Annotated in this window: 17 protein-coding genes and 12 tRNA genes; 4 read left to right on the top strand and 25 right to left on the bottom strand. The window is 42.5% G+C overall.

Annotated features, from left to right (window positions below):
- Positions 1–110: 110 nt before the first annotated feature.
- From BO219_RS12655 to BO219_RS12595, 13 genes are all read right to left on the bottom strand, one after another.
- Positions 111–181 (bottom strand) — tRNA-Gly (locus BO219_RS12655).
- Between the two features lie 172 nt (positions 182–353).
- Positions 354–430 (bottom strand) — tRNA-Pro (locus BO219_RS12650).
- Between the two features lie 20 nt (positions 431–450).
- Positions 451–527: transfer RNA gene (locus BO219_RS12645), tRNA-Arg, on the bottom strand.
- A gap of 59 nt (positions 528–586) precedes the next feature.
- A tRNA-Leu gene (locus BO219_RS12640) sits at positions 587–669 on the bottom strand.
- A gap of 22 nt (positions 670–691) precedes the next feature.
- Positions 692–775, bottom strand: a tRNA-Leu gene (locus tag BO219_RS12635).
- A 5-nt stretch (positions 776–780) separates the two neighbouring features.
- Positions 781–856 (bottom strand) — tRNA-Lys (locus tag BO219_RS12630).
- Positions 857–866: 10 nt separating this feature from the next.
- Positions 867–941 (bottom strand) — tRNA-Gln (locus BO219_RS12625).
- 35 nt (positions 942–976) lie between these two features.
- Positions 977–1052 (bottom strand) — tRNA-Asp (locus BO219_RS12620).
- Between the two features lie 8 nt (positions 1053–1060).
- Positions 1061–1133, bottom strand: a tRNA-Val gene (locus BO219_RS12615).
- 39 nt (positions 1134–1172) lie between these two features.
- Positions 1173–1244, bottom strand: a tRNA-Glu gene (locus tag BO219_RS12610).
- A 16-nt stretch (positions 1245–1260) separates the two neighbouring features.
- Positions 1261–1353, bottom strand: a tRNA-Ser gene (locus tag BO219_RS12605).
- Positions 1354–1355: 2 nt separating this feature from the next.
- A tRNA-Asn gene (locus BO219_RS12600) sits at positions 1356–1430 on the bottom strand.
- Between the two features lie 283 nt (positions 1431–1713).
- Complete coding sequence (locus BO219_RS12595) at positions 1714–2169, bottom strand: SprT family protein (RefSeq protein ID WP_077429782.1); 456 nt, start codon at positions 2167–2169, stop codon at positions 1714–1716.
- 74 nt (positions 2170–2243) lie between these two features.
- Here BO219_RS12595 and cmpA point away from each other — a divergent pair, with 74 nt between their 5' ends.
- Positions 2244–2357 carry a cortex morphogenetic protein CmpA gene (gene cmpA, locus BO219_RS14365; RefSeq protein WP_012573928.1) on the top strand — a complete coding sequence of 38 codons (114 nt, stop codon included), beginning with the start codon at positions 2244–2246 and terminating at the stop codon, positions 2355–2357.
- Here the strand turns inward: cmpA and BO219_RS12590 are convergent.
- From BO219_RS12590 to BO219_RS12550, 9 genes are all read right to left on the bottom strand, one after another.
- Entirely contained in the window at positions 2352–4517 is a 2166-nt protein-coding gene (locus BO219_RS12590) for a Tex family protein (protein WP_226373830.1), read from the bottom strand. The genes cmpA and BO219_RS12590 overlap by 6 nt on opposite strands.
- Positions 4518–4574: 57 nt before the next feature.
- The gene (ndoA, locus tag BO219_RS12585) at positions 4575–4925 is read right to left on the bottom strand and encodes a type II toxin-antitoxin system endoribonuclease NdoA (protein WP_003253417.1); all 351 of its coding nucleotides are present in this window, start codon (positions 4923–4925) and stop codon (positions 4575–4577) included.
- A 4-nt stretch (positions 4926–4929) separates the two neighbouring features.
- Positions 4930–5211: a CopG family ribbon-helix-helix protein gene (locus BO219_RS12580; RefSeq protein WP_003398486.1), complete on the bottom strand. Its 282-nt coding sequence runs from the start codon at positions 5209–5211 to the stop codon at positions 4930–4932.
- Positions 5212–5363: 152 nt separating this feature from the next.
- On the bottom strand, positions 5364–6521 hold the full coding sequence (gene alr, locus BO219_RS12575; protein ID WP_077429780.1) for an alanine racemase: 1158 nt from the start codon (positions 6519–6521) through the stop codon (positions 5364–5366).
- Positions 6522–6616: 95 nt separating this feature from the next.
- On the bottom strand, positions 6617–7636 hold the full coding sequence (locus BO219_RS12570) for a LolA family protein (RefSeq protein WP_077429779.1): 1020 nt from the start codon (positions 7634–7636) through the stop codon (positions 6617–6619).
- 74 nt (positions 7637–7710) lie between these two features.
- On the bottom strand, positions 7711–8073 hold the full coding sequence (gene acpS, locus BO219_RS12565; RefSeq protein WP_077429778.1) for a holo-ACP synthase: 363 nt from the start codon (positions 8071–8073) through the stop codon (positions 7711–7713).
- A gap of 47 nt (positions 8074–8120) precedes the next feature.
- Positions 8121–9527, bottom strand: coding sequence for a degradosome RNA helicase CshA (gene cshA, locus BO219_RS12560; RefSeq protein ID WP_077429785.1), 1407 nt, complete (start codon positions 9525–9527; stop codon positions 8121–8123).
- A gap of 145 nt (positions 9528–9672) precedes the next feature.
- Positions 9673–11049, bottom strand: a complete 1377-nt coding sequence (locus BO219_RS12555; protein ID WP_077429777.1) for a UDP-N-acetylmuramoyl-tripeptide--D-alanyl-D-alanine ligase — start codon at positions 11047–11049, stop codon at positions 9673–9675.
- 9 nt (positions 11050–11058) lie between these two features.
- Positions 11059–12123 carry a D-alanine--D-alanine ligase gene (locus BO219_RS12550; protein WP_077429776.1) on the bottom strand — a complete coding sequence of 355 codons (1065 nt, stop codon included), beginning with the start codon at positions 12121–12123 and terminating at the stop codon, positions 11059–11061.
- 151 nt (positions 12124–12274) lie between these two features.
- On the opposite strand from BO219_RS12550, the gene BO219_RS12545 reads away from it, so the two are divergent.
- From BO219_RS12545 to BO219_RS12535, 3 genes are read left to right on the top strand one after another with little or no spacing between them, the layout of a single operon-like run.
- Positions 12275–13351 (top strand): GerAB/ArcD/ProY family transporter, encoded by a 1077-nt coding sequence (locus tag BO219_RS12545; RefSeq protein WP_077429775.1) that lies wholly within the window; start codon positions 12275–12277, stop codon positions 13349–13351.
- Complete coding sequence (locus BO219_RS12540; protein WP_077429774.1) at positions 13348–14811, top strand: spore germination protein; 1464 nt, start codon at positions 13348–13350, stop codon at positions 14809–14811. The genes BO219_RS12545 and BO219_RS12540 overlap by 4 nt, the downstream gene beginning before the upstream one ends.
- Positions 14808–15938 carry a Ger(x)C family spore germination protein gene (locus tag BO219_RS12535; protein ID WP_077429773.1) on the top strand — a complete coding sequence of 377 codons (1131 nt, stop codon included), beginning with the start codon at positions 14808–14810 and terminating at the stop codon, positions 15936–15938. The genes BO219_RS12540 and BO219_RS12535 overlap by 4 nt, the downstream gene beginning before the upstream one ends.
- Before the next feature lie 16 nt (positions 15939–15954).
- Here BO219_RS12535 and BO219_RS12530 read toward each other — a convergent pair whose 3' ends face one another.
- Genes BO219_RS12530 through BO219_RS12520 form a run of 3 tightly spaced genes read right to left on the bottom strand, consistent with a single transcriptional unit; the run spans position 15955 to position 18347 of the window.
- Positions 15955–17067, bottom strand: a complete 1113-nt coding sequence (locus BO219_RS12530) for an MGDG synthase family glycosyltransferase (protein ID WP_077429772.1) — start codon at positions 17065–17067, stop codon at positions 15955–15957.
- Between the two features lie 15 nt (positions 17068–17082).
- Positions 17083–17664: a DedA family protein gene (locus BO219_RS12525; protein WP_077429771.1), complete on the bottom strand. Its 582-nt coding sequence runs from the start codon at positions 17662–17664 to the stop codon at positions 17083–17085.
- A 14-nt stretch (positions 17665–17678) separates the two neighbouring features.
- On the bottom strand, positions 17679–18347 hold the full coding sequence (locus BO219_RS12520; RefSeq protein WP_077429770.1) for a polysaccharide deacetylase family protein: 669 nt from the start codon (positions 18345–18347) through the stop codon (positions 17679–17681).
- Between the last annotated feature and the right edge of the window lie 20 nt (positions 18348–18367).

Genomic DNA, 18367 nt, shown 5'->3' with positions numbered 1-18367 from the left:
TAGGCACGCCGCCAGCGTTCGTCCTGAGCCAGGATCAAACTCTCCATAGAAAGTTCATATCTCTAGCTTCTTTACGCTTTTCGCTTCGTTCAGTTTTCAAGGAACATCAAAGCGGGTGATGGGAATCGAACCCACGACATCAGCTTGGAAGGCTGAGGTTTTACCACTAAACTACACCCGCATGTTAGTTAAGTTTAAACCACTACTAGTCATCACGCATAATCATGCCTCTTCCTCTACTCGCAAAATCAGAGATGATTGATGCGTCGAGGCAACTCGCAGTTTACTCAAAGATGCGTTGCTCGTGGCTGAGGTTTTACCACTAAACTACACCCGCATGATTATAAACGAGATGGTCGGGAAGACAGGATTCGAACCTGCGACCCCATGGTCCCAAACCATGTGCTCTACCAAGCTGAGCTACTTCCCGTCTTCATGACGTTATAAACATGGCGCGCCCGAGAGGATTCGAACCCCTAACCTTCTGATCCGTAGTCAGATGCTCTATCCAATTGAGCTACGGGCGCATTTTTAACGACCTTTTCATCGTATCACATTTCATCAACTAAAGTCAAGCTTTTTTAGATGCGGCCGAGAGGACTTGAACCTCCACGGGGTTGCCCCCACTAGGCCCTCAACCTAGCGCGTCTGCCATTCCGCCACGACCGCATATCATTAAAAACCGACCGACTGGTGCGGGTGGAGGGACTTGAACCCCCACGCCAAAGGCGCCAGATCCTAAGTCTGGTGCGTCTGCCAATTCCGCCACACCCGCATACATGGTGAGCCATGGAGGACTCGAACCTCCGACCCTCTGATTAAAAGTCAGATGCTCTACCTACTGAGCTAATGGCTCATCACATTCATGGCTGGGCTAGCTGGATTCGAACCAGCGCATCACGGAGTCAAAGTCCGTTGCCTTACCGCTTGGCTATAGCCCAACAACAAACAACTTTAAATAAATTAAGTTTTCAAATGGCGGTCCCGACGGGGATCGAACCCGCGATCTCCTGCGTGACAGGCAGGCATGTTAACCACTACACCACGGGACCACAAAGAGTGGAGGATGACGGGATCGAACCGCCGACCCCTTGCTTGTAAGGCAAGTGCTCTCCCAGCTGAGCTAATCCTCCGAAATAAAATGGAGTGAACAAAATGAGCACTCCAAAGGATGACCCGTACGGGATTCGAACCCGTGTTACCGCCGTGAAAGGGCGGTGTCTTAACCACTTGACCAACGGGCCATATTCAACATCTTCCTGGCGGAGAAGGCGGGATTTGAACCCGCGCGCCGTAAAAGAACGACCTAACGGTTTAGCAAACCGTCCCCTTCAGCCACTTGGGTACTTCTCCAATGGCTCCGCAGGTAGGATTCGAACCTACGACCGCTCGGTTAACAGCCGAGTGCTCTACCACTGAGCTACTGCGGAATAAAAAGCAAGTGACTCATACGCCTTAAGCATGATTTCAATTAAACTTACTGCCTCTTCCTCTGCTCGTCTAATCAATGATGATCAATGCGTCGAGGCAACTCGTAGCCTAATCGACGAAGTATCGCTCGTCACTGAGCTACTGCGGAACAATCAAATCATAAGGACTGTTTATATTATATTTACTCTTTTTTGCTCTGTCAACTATCTTTTTTATTTTATTTCTTCGCCGAACGTCGAATAACGACGGCTTTTATAATTTAGCACAGAAAGATTTGACTTGTCAACACTCTCTTTTTATTTTTTTCAATTTCCCTCGACAAAAGCCGCATACGTATCGAGTTGTATCTAATGCTTTTCTTCGCACATACATATAACGACATGATGTGCATTTGTAATAATGTTCTTTTTTTGTCTTCGATAATAAAACAGGCTTACAAAAACGTGGAGCTTGTACCTTTTGTAATAATTCGCGAAAATCACGATCGCGATGGCGATAGCCTTTTCCTTCAAGATGCAAATGATAGTGACATAATTCGTGCTTAATGACTTGAATGAGTTCTTCTTCTCCGTACTGCTCATAATATTTTCTATTTAGTTCGATATGATGTGTAGAAAGCACATATCGCCCACCAGTCGTGCGTAATCGATCGTTAAATACCGCACGATGACGAAATGGTTTATGGAATACATCCAACGATATGCGCTCAACAAGCGCCTGTAATTCACGCTCATCCATATTTACTTCCGTCCTTTCACCATTGGGCTCTTTTACTCATAACATAATAAAAAAACAATTTGAAGGTGATCATTATGCCGATGTGGTTAAAAAATCAAATGCGGCGTGCATACTATGAGAAAAATCGCGCACAAATTAAACTTCTTAATCAATGTTGGTTTTTTTATCGGAAAACACACTGCTCATGACAGTGTGTTTTCCAATGTTGGTGGAATCATTGTTAAAGCGATGCGCTCTTTTTGTAAATCGACCGAATCAACCCATACTTTCACAATATCTCCGACAGACACAACATCAAGCGGATGTTTGACATATCGCGTACTTAGTTTCGAAATATGAACAAGTCCATCTTGTTTCACACCAATATCTACAAATACTCCAAAATCGACGACGTTTCGTACGGTGCCCTCTAACTCCATTCCCTTTCTTAAATCCTCCATCTTTAACACATGTTTCTTTAAGATTGGTTTTGGCAAATCATCACGCGGGTCACGCTCCGGGCGATTCAATGCATCGATGATATCTTGAAGTGTCAATATGCCGATATTCAGTTCTTGTGCTACTTCTTCGATGTTAATCCCTTCAAGCGCCCCTCGCAACTGCTCACTTCCAATCGCCTCTGTTGAAAAGCCAAGACGATGTAGCAATTCGTACACTTCCTCATATCGCTCTGGGTGAATTGGTGTGCGATCTAACGGCTCATCCCCATCTAAAATACGTAAAAACCCGATACATTGTTCGTACGTTTTCGCACCAAGGCGTGGGATATGTTTTAATTGCGTGCGATTCGAGAACTTCCCGTGCTCTTCCCGATATTTCACAATGTTTTCAGCTACCGTCTTTGTTAGGCCCGATACATATTGCAATAACGTTGGAGAAGCAGTATTAACGTTCACACCAACTTGGTTGACTACTGTTTCAACAACAAACTGCAACGATTGCTCAAGCTTTTTTTGCGACACGTCATGTTGATATTGGCCGACCCCAACAGATTTTGGATCTATTTTTACTAATTCAGCAAGTGGATCTTGCACACGACGGGCAATCGAGACAGCGCTTCTCTCCTCCACTTGCAAATGCGGAAACTCTTTACGCGCCAAATCTGATGCAGAATATACACTTGCTCCTGCTTCATTGACGATCAAATAAAACACGTTCCCGTCCCACTCAGAAATTGTATCGGCTACAAACTGCTCTGTCTCTCGCGATGCCGTTCCGTTCCCAATGGCAATTAGCTCCACTTGATACGTATGAAGTAATTGCTTTAATTTTTCTTTTGCTTTTTCAACTTCATTTTTCGGAGGATGCGGGTAAATGACATCGATATGAAGTACTTTTCCCGTTTCATCGACGACAGCTAACTTACATCCTGTTCGATACGCCGGGTCTACTCCCAAAACAACTTTCCCTTTTAATGGTGGTTGTAACAATAAATTACGCAAATTTTCAGCGAAAATGTGAATCGCTCGTTCTTCCGCGCGTTCTGTCAACTCATTTCGCACATCCCGTTCAATTGACGGAGCAATTAAACGTTTATATGCATCTTCAATCGCTTCCACAACAATGGGAGCGGCCGATGATTGTTCGTTCGTTACAATTTGTTTACGAATGTATGCAGTCATTCGGTCCGTATCTACGTCAATGTCAATGCGTAAAATTCCTTCTTTTTCACCCCGATTCATCGCTAAAATACGATGAGCAGGTGCTTTGGCGATCGGTTCACGGTGGTCGTAATACATTTCAAATACACGCTTTTCGTCTTTTTCCGTTTCTTTTCCAAAAGAAACAATGGTGCCCGTTTGCCACGTTTGTTGACGAATCCATTGCCGAAGGGCTGCATCATCTGACACTTTTTCAGCAATAATATCTTTCGCTCCTTGGATCACTTCTTCGATCGTATGTACTTCTTTTTGCTCATCAATAAACAATTGTGCTCGCTCTGCAATTGACTCATTAGGAAACGTTAATAACCATTCTGCAAAAGGTTCTAGCCCTTTTTCTTTTGCGATTGTCGCTTTCGTTCGTCGTTTTTGTTTATACGGGCGATATAAATCTTCCACCTCTTGCAGTTTCGTTGCTTTTGTAATCGCTTCTTTCAGCTCATCCGTTAACTTTCCTTGTTCATCGATTAAACGAATCACTTCTTCTTTTCGTTTCGCTAAGTTTTGCAAGTAATTCCATTCATCTAAAATGGTGCGAATTTGCACTTCATCGAGCGCACCAGTCATTTCTTTTCGGTAGCGCGCAATAAACGGAATCGTATTCCCTTCCTCATGAAGTTGAATGACGTGTTGTACATGTATAAATGGAATATTTAATTTCGCAGATAGTTGCTTTAGTAGCTCCAAGCAAAATTCCTCCCCTAAACAAAAATAGCTACACAACGTAGCTATTTTTCCAGCATATTAAAAATCAATAAGACCGAGACTAATTTGCAACGCTTCATCTACTTTATCCATCATCTCATCATCTAGATGGGTAATCTTATCTGTCAGACGTTGTTTATCAATCGTCCGAATTTGTTCAAGCAAAATGACAGAGTCCCGTTCAAATCCGTAGCGCTTTGCGTCGATTTCAACATGTGTAGGCAACTTCGCTTTTTGGATTTGCGCAGTAATGGCAGCAACGATGACGGTTGGACTGAAACGGTTCCCGATGTCATTTTGAATAACAAGCACAGGGCGCACGCCCCCTTGCTCTGATCCAACTACTGGAGAAAGATCGGCAAAATACACGTCACCACGTTTGACAATCAAAAGATTACCCCCCGCTAACTAAGCGTTCAACGGTGTGGTCAGCTTCATATTCCGCAAGAAAAGCTTCCGACGCAAGCGACAAATTAATTTTCGCCATCTCCATATACCCACGTCTCATCGCTTCTCGAATTTGACGTTTTTTCCGCTCACGGATGTACATTTTCATCGCTTGATAAATCAGTTCATTTCGGCTGCCGTTTTCTTGCTTCACAATTCCATCTAATTCGCTCACTAACGCCTGCGGTAACCGAATAACAATTTCTGTTGTTGCGCTGGATTCAGACACAAACACACACCTCCAACTAAACTACAACCACATAGTTGCTCCCAATTTACATCATACCATTTCATCTTCGCGATGCAAAGTCATTTCCAGCATCATTCGCCCAAATTTTGTAGAAATTTTTCGAAAACGACCATTCTCATTACACCCATCTACTATAATACCGCATTTTTCACTTCAATTATACTCTTGTTTTTTAAAAAAATACGGGGAACACGATAACTAATTGTACAAGGAATTTCATAATTAATCGTATTTACATGCGCGGCAACATCATCAACGGAAATACGGTCCCCTTGTTGTTCACCGATGAGCGTCACTTTTGTACCGACAGGAAGCTCATATGGCAAACGAATCATCATTTGGTCCATACAAACCCGTCCAACAATTGGGGCACGTTTTCCATCAACGAGCACAGAAAAATGTTGCATCCGACGTAACCACCCGTCAGCATAACCGATCGGAACTGTGCCGATCCATTCATCTGTCTCTGCTTCATATGTTGCTCCGTAACTTATTTTTTCTCCGCCTTTCACTTTTTTTACATGCGTTAAACGACTGTGAAGCGAAAACGCTTCTTTTAACGGATAAGGTAACAATGATTTCATTTCTTGCGACGGTGCTAATCCGTACATTGAGATACCGAAACGAACCGCATTGAATATACGATCGGGATAACGTAGTCCTGCTGCACTATTGGCGCAATGAATGAGCGGTGGCTGAATCGACAACCATTCTAGCATGTGTAGAAACGTATCATATTGAAACGAAAAATAGTCTATATTTTGTTCATCAGCTGTTGCAAAATGTGTGTATACTCCTTCGAGTATGAAACTAGGATGCTGTTCGATTGCGTGTATCATTTGCTGCACTTCTTCTTTTGTTTTCGCTCCTAATCGCCCCATGCCTGTATCTAACTTCATGTGAACGTTCAACGGTTGTTCATACGGGGCATACACGATCGCCTGTTCAAACCAATCCGCCCGAAAAACAGTTAGCGCAATGTTTTGACTAGCGGCTAACGGCGCATATTGAGGGTTTGTTGCCCCAAGTACGAGAATCGGTACGTCTAAAGAAATGCCTTTTTTTCTTAAAGCGAGCGCTTCGTCTAAAAAAGCGACGGCTAAACGTGTTGCACCTGCTTCAAGCGCTGTTTTCGCCACCTGAATATCCCCATGCCCATAAGCGTTCGCCTTCACGACAGCAATGACTTCAACATGAGATCCAACATGCTGTTTCATTGACTGTACGTTATAAAAAATCGCATCTAAATCAATCTCTGCCCATGTATCGCGGTAAAATGCTTTCTCCATCCTTCAAAAGCCCCTTTAAAAATATGTTCACGTTTGATTATTTCTTTTGCCCTTGCATCATGTCAACAAAAAAATAAAGACTCGCCGCGCGAGTCTTACTTCATAACCTTCCCTTGCACCGAACGGGCAATCGCAACCATTTCTTCTTTCGTTAAATCTTGTGAAGCGAGAATAAAATCGACACCTTTATACGTCCACGTCAACGTGCCGTTTGCCATCGCTCCAACAGCAAACCCTAAATCAACAGGCTCACCTTTAACAGTTGTCGATACGTTTGCTGTCGGTACAGCATGCGCTTTTTCTTGTACAAGCGTAAACGACTTTTCCCCAGCAAATGTCATCACTATCCGCTTGCCATTTGCCGTTGTAAATTCTTTTTCTTCAACAAGTTTCACACCATCGAGTTCGTATGTCGGATACATGACCGGCGCTGCTTGTTGGTTTGCTGCTGTCGTCGCTTCTTGTTCATTTTCTAACTTCGCTCTTGTCATATTTTTACTTACATCAAAAGCGTTATCATCAAACGAAGCATTCCATTCAACTTTGGAAAATTCAACCGTTAACATCGGTTGGGAATCAACATCCATGACCGTCACTTTTACCGGTGTTAAATCTTTTTTATTTAACGTAATCTCTTGCTTCGGTAACATTTTTTTGTTTTCATAATTTGTTTTCGTTTGGAACACGTAATGGTTTTTTGTCGCTTTAAAATCCGCTTTCGTATCAGCTAAAATGTCTTTTACGAGCGATTCATACAAATATACTTGACTTGCGTTTTGCGGCCAGTCGCTTTGAAAGCGAAAACTTTTATTTAGTGCAGGCGTTAATACAAATACTCCTTCGTCGTTGCGCAAAATCATTTGATGTTGATCACGCTGGGCGTTTTTCAAGTTCACGCGATAATAATTTGGAGACTTATGCCAAATCTCAATTTCATATACTTGTGGCTCCGTCCCTGTTTGCAGCGTCATTTTTGCTTCGGCTTTGTACCCAGACATCGTTTGTACTTTCTCATCGAGCGCCTTTAATACATCTTGTTGCGACTTTTCTCCGCAAGCGGCCAAACTGCCTACAACAAAAAGAAGCAGGCACCAAAAAAGCCATGTTCGTCTCATGTTTTCAACCCCTTTACCTCATTTGGACTTCCTTCATAAGCCATCATATGAGGTCAAACGGGAGAATATGCAGACTAGCTTGACAAGCGTTCAATGATTACTTGCGCAACTGCATAATGTTCGCTATGTGAAATCGAAACGTGCACACGTTCATCCATGGATGGAGAAATAATATACGGCTTGCCGTTTTCGTTATTTTTTATTTCAATATCGCGAAAAGAAACATGTGTACCAATCCCTGTCCCTAACGCTTTCGCATACGCTTCTTTTGCTGCAAATCGTCCAGCCACAAATTCAATTTTCCGTTTTGACGATAGTTGTTGAAAACGAATATATTCATTGTCTGTTAAAATGCGCTCAATCAATTTCGGCTGACGTTCCATTAGCTCTGCAATGCGATGTAATTCGACAATATCAATGCCAATACCAACAATCATCTACATCCCTCCTGTAAAGAAAAAGAAGCTATCTTTTCAGACAGCTTCTATCGCTTTGTGCGCGCTTTCGATCCGCGGCTGCGCGTCTCATTACGACGTTGACGCGTTTGTACTTGTCGCTTTTTCTCTTTTTTCATAAGCGGTGGCTCTTCTGTCAACTGCACCGGTGTCATATCCGGCTCTTTTGTTAACATTTTAATACATGCGGCAACAAGTGAAACGGAGTCATGCTCCTCTAATAATTCCTCCGCTGCACGCTTATAAAATGACAAATTGTTATGTTCAATTGTCGCAAGCAGTTTTTCAATCGCTGCCCTTTGTTGCCCTTCAAGCGCCTCATCTAACGTCGGCGGTTTCATCCGTTCCATTTTCCGCTTCGTCGTTTTTTCAATATGGTGCAACTGTCCGATTTCACGTGGAGTAACGAACGTAATCGCCATTCCTGTTTTCCCGGCACGCCCTGTTCGACCGATACGATGAACATAGCTTTCTGGATCTTGTGGAATATCAAAATTGTATACGTGTGTGACACCAGAAATATCTAAACCACGCGCTGCTACATCTGTTGCGACTAAAATATCGATGGAACCTTCCTTAAACTTACGCAATACAGATAAGCGTTTCGCTTGGCTTAAGTCGCCATGAATGCCTTCTGCCGCATAGCCACGCAAGTTGAGTGCTTCCGCTAGCTCATCGACGCGACGTTTCGTTCTTCCGAAAACGATTGCTAATTCAGGCGATTGAATATCTAATAAGCGCGTTAACGTATCAAACTTCTTCTTTTCTTGAATTTCAATATAATATTGTTCAATATTTGGAACAGTCATTTCTTTCGCTTTCACACGAACGAGTTCCGGATTATTCATAAATCGTTCAGCGATGCGGCGAATCGGTTCTGGCATCGTCGCCGAGAAAAGAAGTGTTTGACGCTCTGTTGGCACATGGCTTAAAATCGCTTCAATATCTTCAACGAAGCCCATGTTCAACATTTCATCCGCTTCGTCTAATACGACTGTATGCACATGTTGCAAGCGAAGTGTGCGACGTCGAATATGATCTAAAATGCGCCCAGGCGTACCAACAATAATGTGTGGGTGCTTTTTTAAGGCACGAATTTGCCGTTCAATATCTTGTCCGCCGTAAATCGGCAACACGCGCACACGCTTTGTGGAACCGATTTTATATAGTTCTTCAGATACTTGAATCGCTAGTTCCCTCGTCGGCGCAACAACGATTGCTTGCACCGCATCGTTGTTCATATCAATTTTTTCAATAAGCGGAATGCCAAATGCCGCTGTTTTTCCTGTTCCCGTTTGCGCTTGCCCGATGACATCGCGATTTTGCAAACTAAGCGGAATGGTGGCCGCTTGAATCGGCGTTGCCTCTTCAAATCCCATTTTACTAACTGCTTTCATTAATTCTGGACTTAATCCAAATTCGTTAAATGTAACCAATGTTTTCATACTCCTTCTTCAAATAACTTACGAAAAAAGGCATTCCCGTATAGACGGAAGTGCCTTGTTGAAATTCATTCCGTAAACAGCTCTTGTTCATCATACCATTTTATGCATATGTTTTCAACAAATTGGACGCCTCTTTTTAATTATTTAACAAAGAAATGATTTCCTCGAGCTTCATACCGCGAGATGCCTTAAGTAAAATGACATCACCTGCTTCTATTATCCCTCGTACATCCGCTGCTAATTCGAATTTATCGTCATACGCCCGAACACGCCCCTCGCTAAACCGCTTGCTTGCGCGTTCAGCGATCGCTTTGGCGCGCGTGCCGTACGTCAACACGTAATGTATGCTTTGCGGATCGATCATCTCACCAATTTGCTCATGAAAAGCGATTTCTTGGTCACCTAGTTCAAGCATATCCCCAACAATGGCAATTTTCTTACGGTATCCCGTCAGTTGTCCAAGCAGTTCAAGCGCAGCCCGCATCGATGTTGGGCTTGCGTTGTACGCATCGTTAATGATCGTCACCCCGTCAGAACGCTTTATGACTTCTGTACGCATTTTTGTTACAGATAAACGTAAAAAGCCTTCCTTGATATGATCGATGTCCACAGAAGCAAATCGAGCAACTGCAATCGCTGCAAGAGCATTCATCACATGGTGGCGGCCAAGAAGTGGCATACGAAACGTTTCGTTTGGCCAACGATTTACCTTAAACGTCGTTCCGTCCGCTTGAACACGAATGTCTAGCGGATAATAATCGTTTGTCGGTTCCATTCCAAACGTTTGAACATGCGAAAGATTAGCGTTTTCCACACGTGTTTGCAGTAACGGTTCATCCCCGTGGTAAATAAATAAACCGTCGCGTTTTAATCCTTTTATGATTTCAAACTTTGCTGTTGCAATTCCTTCGCGCGAGCCGAGCTCTTGCAAATGTGATTCACCAATGTTTGTGATGATAGCAACATCTGGTTCAGCCAAAGTGGAAAGCAACTCAATTTCACCAAACCCACTCATTCCCATTTCGACAATGGCATACTCTGTTTCTTCTTTTAAACGAAGCAGTGTGAGCGGCACACCGATATGATTGTTTAAGTTCCCTTCTGTCTTTTGTACGCGGTATACGGTCCCAAGCAGTGATGCAATCATATCTTTTGTTGTTGTTTTTCCGTTGCTTCCGGTCACACCGATGATGCGCGCACGCAACTGTTTTCGATACGCATGAGCCAGCTGCTGCAACGCAACGAGTGAATCTTCCACAAAAATAAGTGGTACATCCGTTGGCGCATTCGGCTCATGTTTGCTCCATAGCGCAGCGGCTGCTCCTTTTTCAAACGCCTCCTTCACAAACTGATGACCATTAAACGTTGCTCCTTTTAACGGAACATATAAATTCCCTCTCTCAATTGTGCGCGTATCTGTTGACACACCATGAATCATAACAGAAGCATATCGCTCATCAATTATACTTCCAGGAATCATCGTTTGAATGTCTGCTAATGAACGTATAATCATATGATCACCTTAAAATACATACGTAATGTTTTGTTTTTCTTCATATCGCTCAATCGCCAGTTGAATGAGGCGTTCAATTAATTCCTCATACGATACACCTGTATGTTTCCATAAGAGCGGGAACATGCTGAATGGCGTAAAGCCCGGCATCGTATTGACTTCGTTAATATACGCCTCTCCATCTGCTGTCAAGAAAAAGTCGGCGCGGACTAATCCTGCTAAATCGAGCACTTTAAAAGCGGTAAGCGCCATTTGTTTTATTGTTTCGTATTCTTTATGTGTAATGTTCGCTGGAATAACTAATTCTGTATTTCCATCAACATATTTTGCTTCGTAATCGTAAAACTCTTTTTTCGGCACAATTTCCCCCACAACCGAACAAATGGGTTCATCGTTCCCGATTACCCCAATTTCCACTTCACGACCGATAATCGCTTCTTCGACGATGACTTTCCGATCGTAACGAAACGCCTCTTGAAACGCCGCTTGCAATTGTTCACGGTTTTTACATTTGCTTATACCCACGCTTGAACCGGCGTTGGCTGGCTTAACAAAACACGGATAGCCAAGTTCTTGTTCGACCGTTTCATATACGCTTTCGTTTTGCTTTTCCCATTCTTTTTTCAAGAAAAAGACGTAACGCGCTTGTTTTAGCCCTGCTTGCGCAAACAATTGTTTCATAACGACTTTATCCATACCGACAGCTGATGCTAACACACCGTTCCCAACGTACGGTACGTTTAATAATTCTAACATGCCTTGCACCGTTCCATCTTCCCCGTTCGGCCCGTGTAAAAGAGGAAAAATAACATCAATGCGTTCTTCTTTGTTTTCCGAACGATTTGCAATCGACGCGAGCGCTGGTAAACCTTGTTGAAAAGCAAGTTGCTCAATGTTTTGCACTTCCCCTTCAATTGCCTCACCGCGCAACCACTGTCCATCTGTCGTAATGTAAATGGGCACGACCGTAAATTTTTCTTTATTTATCGCATTAATGACGGAACGTGCTGTTTGTAGAGATACTTTATGTTCAGGCGATTTTCCGCCGTATAGTATACCTAACGTTATCTTCATGTTTTTTCCTCCTCGACTGTTCATTCACTTCATTTATTGTAGCACAACTACTTTGTTATTTATATGGTGAAGCAAGCCTAGATGGTGACAATGCATATCATTTCCGTGTTTGGAAACGATAAAAATACAAAAAGAAAAAAGGTGTGTGTTTATGAATACGGTACAAATGTTATTCGTTTTAATGCTATCGATCGGTCTTATGAATCACGTCATTATCATTCCAATCTTACTTGAAGTAGCTGGGCGAGATGCATGGATCTCTGCCGTTCTTGGGTTGATCCTTCTCGTCCTTTTCCTCCCACTTGTTTATTTTCCGATAAAACAATCGCAACAAACGCACATCTTTCAATGGCTGAAAGAAAATGTCGGCGCACCAATTGCCTATTTTATCGCTTCCGTCACATGTTTATATTTACTCATCATTAGCATCGTCACATTAAAAGATACAACAACGTTTACCACGACATCATATTTAACAGGAACGCCGAACTGGGCGATTGTCGTTACACTTTGCATCATTTGTTTTTATAATGCTTCGATCGGTTTGCCATCCATCGCGAAAACGTCAGGCATTATTTTACCTTTCGTCGTATTGTTCGGCATATTTGTCGCTTTAGCTACGGTGCCACACAAAAACTACGAACTGCTAAAGCCGGTACTTGAAGAAGGATGGATGCCCGTTTGGAAAGGTGTGATGTATGTCGCTGCTGGATACGGAGAAATTGTTCTTTTACTATTTATGCAACAACAAATGAAAACAAACATTTCCTTTATGAAACTCGTTTTATTCGGTCTTGTCGCCGCTAGTTTATCAATTGGGCCAACGATTGGGGCCATTACAGAATTTGGTCCTGCAGAAGCGAGTCATCTCCGTTACCCTGCATTTGAACAATGGCGCATGGTGAACTTAGGAACATATTTAGAGCATTTTGATTTTTTATCCGTGTATCAATGGCTCGCCGGAGCATTTATTCGCATTTCATTGGCAACTGCGCTTATCCCGGAGTTATTTGACATTACAAATAAAGCATCGCGCCGCTGGATATTACTATTCGTATACGTCGTCTTGTTCTTCGCTGCTATGACACCAATGAGCGATGATACGTTTTTTCGTATGTTAAAAAAATGGGTGTTACCGATGTCGTTTTTCTTCATTTGTTTTCTTGCGATGTTATTGTTCGTACTTGCGTTAGCAATACGTATAAAAGAAAGGAGAGCATCCGCATGACCGCTGAAATCATTGTCGATGAACGAACATTAAAAGAACATTTTGCACAATGTAAAGATGTCGTAATCATGCCAGCTACCATCTATTCGGACGAACGAAAACCGCTTTCACTCATTTTCGTCTATTGTGAAGAATTATGTGATACGAAGCTACTTAAAGAATTTATTTTCCCGACCATTACGCGCATGGGGCAACAATATCCGCTTTATTCCGTTACAGATATTGAAAAATATAAACAAATGCCGCTTCATTTAATCGGAAAATCCATCTCTACCCAACAGCTTGATTTTATCATTTTTAACGGAGATTTAATCATTTACTTCGTCGAAGCTGGGGTGATGTATTCGATTTCGCTCGCTAATCCGCCGAATCGCAACCCAGAAGAACCGAACACCGAAGTGTCCATTCGTGGTCCAAAAGACGGTTTTATTGAAGAAGTAGCAAAAAATGTAGCGCTTATACGGAAACGGTTAAAAACGAGCAGTTTGCATGTCGAACAAGTATTAATCGGCAAACGAAGCCGAACGAAAGTCGATATTTTATATATTCAAGACATTATTAATCAAGAAACGATTACTGAATTAAAGCGAAGATTAAGCACAATCAACATTGATGCTTTAACAGGAACAAATCAACTAGAAGAGTTGTTAAGTGAAAAGTATATTTCGTTATTTCCTGTTTTCGCCTACTCCGGCCGTCCTGATTTTGTCGTGAACGCCCTGCTTAGTGGACGGTTTGCTGTTTTTATTGACGGTTCACCGACCGCATTGATCGGACCAGCAAATTTAACATTTTTGTTAAATACATCGGAAGACAATAGCACATCATTTGTGTTTGTGACATTTCAACGCATTATTCGCCTAATCGGTGTAAGCGTCGCTGTCTTTTTACCGGGTCTTTGGGTCGCAATTACAACGTATCATCAAGATCAGTTGCCGTTTACGTTACTGGCTACGATCACGCTCGCTAGACAAGGAGTACCGCTTCCTGCTCCACTTGAAGCATTTATTATGGTGAGTTTATTTGAAATTTTTAAAGAAGCTGGTATGCGTCTTCCAATCGCTATTGGGCAAACATTATCAGTTGTTGGCGGTCTCATTATCGGGCAGGCAGCGATAAACGCCGGGCTGGCTGCCCCCGGTACACTCGTCGCCATCGCCACTTCCGTCATCGCCACATTTACGCTCGTCAATCAATCGCTTGCTGGAACAGTATCCATTTTACGTTTTATCGTCCTTGCCGCTTCATCGTTGCTCGGACTTTTCGGTTTCATTGCATCGATGTTTTTTATTCTTGTTTATACAGCAAATTTAACTTCGTTTGGCGTCCCGTACTTAGCACCGATTTCCCCAGCGACAGGGGACATATGGAAAGTGGTGATTACTAGTGGATGGAAAAGATTTAAACGCCGTCCAAAAATGTTGAAAACAAGCGACAATACGCCGGGTGACGAATCATGATTCGCGCAATTGTTTGTTGTTTCTTTTGTTTCGTATTAACGGGCTGTTGGGGAATGAAAGAAATTGATCATCTGGCTTACATTCATGTAATCGGCGTGGACTATGAAGACGGACAAGTGATTGCCTACGCCCAACTCGTTAGTTTTACAGGGCTTGCGAAAATGGAAGCAGGCGGTGGAAGACAAAAATCAACCGTGACGATCGGAAAAGCAAAAGGGGAGACGTTTAACGTGGCGACCGATCGGTTGTATCAAGCGATTCAACAAGGTGTATCATGGGGACATGTGAAAGGGATCGTTTTTACAGAACGAGCGCTCAAAAAAGGGCTCGTGCGTGACGTCATCGATGTGCTCGACCGTTACAATGAAATTCGCCATACGATTTGGGCGTTCGCTACCAAACAACCAATTGAACGTATTTTTGAAACGACGCCGTTTTTAGACTATTCACCATATTTTTCGTTGCTTGCTAATCCGACCGATATTTATGAACAAAGTTCTTTTATTCAACCGAAGCGCATTAATGAGCTGATCGCCGCTTCTAATGAAAAAGCAGTTACGTTTCCGCTCCCTTCCCTTTCTGTCGAGGAGAAAAGTTGGACGGAAAATAAAAAAAAGAAGCCGATGCTAAAAATCGACGGCGTTTGTTTTTTACATCGCTACAATAAGCAAGCATGCATCCCGCGTCATAAACTTGACGGATTACGCTGGATAACAAAAGGTACCGGGCGTACCCCGATTTACATGAAACCGAACGGCAAAATGATTGGCACGCTCGTTGTGCACGGACCGAAGGCAAGCATATCGTACAAAATAAAAGACGGCCACCCCGTATTCACCGTTGAGGTGCAAGCGACAGGGAGCATCATCGAATTGCGCGAGCGCATGTCAGAAAAGCAAATTGTTGAATACGCATCAAAAACGGTCGAAAAAGAGATAAAAAACTTATTCGAGCTCGGAGTAAAAGAGGGAGTCGATACGCTTCAGTTATCGAACGCCTTGTATCGCCAAAACGTGAATGATTGGCGAAAATACACGACAAACGGAGTAGTCCCCCTTACAAAAAATACGTTACAACGTATCCATGTCAAATTAAGTATTGACACATACGGGAAATCGAAAAAATAAAAGCGATGAGAGCTACTCATCGCTTCTTTACCGCATGTAAACGTGCTTCGATCCACTCGCCCAACGCCTCTTGTGCTGTTTTCTCGCGTTCGAGCCAATATTGTTCGATCCGTTTTCCTAATTGATCCATCTCATCATTATCCGTTAATACGCGCATTAACTGTTGATCGTACGGCTCATTGTCATTGAGAAAATAAATCAGTCCTTTTTTTCTTAAATAATGTAAATTCATTTGTTCTTGCCCTGGTAAATACGAGAGTGTGAAAGCAGGTAACCGTTTTGCAAGCACTTCGCTCATTGTCACACCGCCCGGTTTTGTCACAATGGCATCGACTTTATCATATAATTCGTTCATTTTCGCTGGATCGGAAATATATCGATACGGGCGAATACGCGGATTGTTCCAACTTTTTATCTCATGATATAATGTTTCATTTTTTCCGCATAGTACGTCATATGTCAATTGTGTATGAGTTGCGTTCATTAAAAATTGTTCTATTTTCCCTAATCCTTGATTGCCGCCCGCCACTAAAATACGTTTATTTTTTCGTCGCTTTCTTTTTTGTACAGGCACAATTTGTTCGTGAATCGGAATGCCTGTGACAATGACGCGACGAGGCTCAACATGAAACATTGTACATAGCAACCGCTTTGCATCTTTATGAGGAACGAAATGATAATCAATCGCTGTTTTTCCCCAAATGCCACTTAAAAAAAAGTCTGTATATACGTTTATAACAGGCACTGTTATAGCGCCTCTTTGTTTCAATCGCTGCAACACGTGTGAAGGAAACGAATGCGTACATATGACGAGATCCGGTTTTTTCTCTTGAAGAAGACGTTTCATCTTCTTTTCAAAATAAAGCAACCACGGTTCCATCGCTGGTTGTTCAAATTTTTTCATCCATCGTCGATACATCCACTCATAAGAATGTGGCGATAGCGAAATCCAGCGAAGATAAAAATCAGCGACTCGTCTTTCAACTTGTTCGTTACAATAGCTAAGAAAATCAAGCTTTTCGCAAGAAACGTTAGGAAAACGATGTTGCAACGAATACATAATCGCATCGGCCACTTGGTGATGACCAGACGGCATTTGAAACAAAGGTAGTACGAGAATGTTCATCATTATGCGAACTCCCTTTTATTTTTGTTTTCTATTTTTCACATACAATGCAATGAAAAATAAACTAAAAAATAACAACGTGATCCATGGCAATACATGAAGCGGGATATGAATACGTTCTCCAAGAAACTTACCTACAAATATAAATAAGCAAATCCAAAACGATGCCCCAAGAAACGATAAAAAGAGAAACGGAAGAAACGGGAAGCGAACAACTCCAGCCATGTATGGAGACAATTGACGAATACCGGGAACGAAATAACCAAAGGGAATCAATAAAAAAGCACGTTTGCGGAAATGGCGATACACATACCGATAACGGCGACGATGGAACCCAATATAATGACCATATTTAAACAAGAGCGGAGAACCGAACGTATAGCCAGCGACATAGGCGACAACCATGCCAATAGTTGCCCCAGAAATCGCAAAAAATAAACTTTTAAATAAATGCAATTGGGCGTGCGAAATAAAAATGCCGACGAAAAATAGAAGCGACTCTTCCGGTGCAGGAATGCCAACGATGCCGAAAAATAAAGAAAGAAATAATACAATATAGCCATGAGATTGAATATACGTTAACACGCTGTTCGCTTCCACTTCCCCATTCCCCTTTACTCTTCATTCAGCTTTACCCATTTTACGTTTGTATGTTGGAATAGTCTTTCTAACGTTGCGATCATGTTGGCGGGTGCATGTTCATCTGCGCCAATTGTTGAACCACTATCATGCAATACGATAATGGCTCCATCTTCTATACTGCTCATTAGTCGTTCATAAAGGCGATCAACACCTAATGAAGCATTCCAATCACCAAGAATATATGTCCACATGACGATTTTATACTTTTTTTGCATCAGCACCGTCCATATGTTTAAATGTCCCCACGGCGGACGATAGTATACCGGACGAACGCCTGTAATGTGCTCAATGACACGTGCTGATCGTTCAAGCTCCCATTCCGTAACAAGCGGAAGAAGAAACCAGTTGCTCGTATGATAATAATGGTGTAAACCGATCGTATGACCTTCTTCTTGCATTCGTTTGATCAGATGTGGGTATTTTTTCGCCTTCCACCCAACAACGAAAAACGTCGCTTTTACATTATATTTTTTCAACAAATCAAGCAACTGAGGCGTGTACACTGGATCTGGACCATCGTCAAACGTTAATGCCACACCGTTTTTCACCTTCTTTTGTACACGAAGTGAGAAAATGCGGACAATCAACGTTGGCAATATGCTATAAATGAAAAATAGTGCGATGAGCCATATATAAATCAAACGTCAAATCTCCTTTCTTA

The sequence above is a fragment of the Anoxybacillus kestanbolensis genome, from assembly GCF_001996285.1.
GTDB classification, from domain to species: Bacteria; Bacillota; Bacilli; order Bacillales; family Anoxybacillaceae; genus Anoxybacillus; species Anoxybacillus kestanbolensis_A.
The sequence above is the reverse complement of the archived record's forward strand: the minus strand, read 5'-3'. Positions and strand labels throughout refer to the sequence as shown.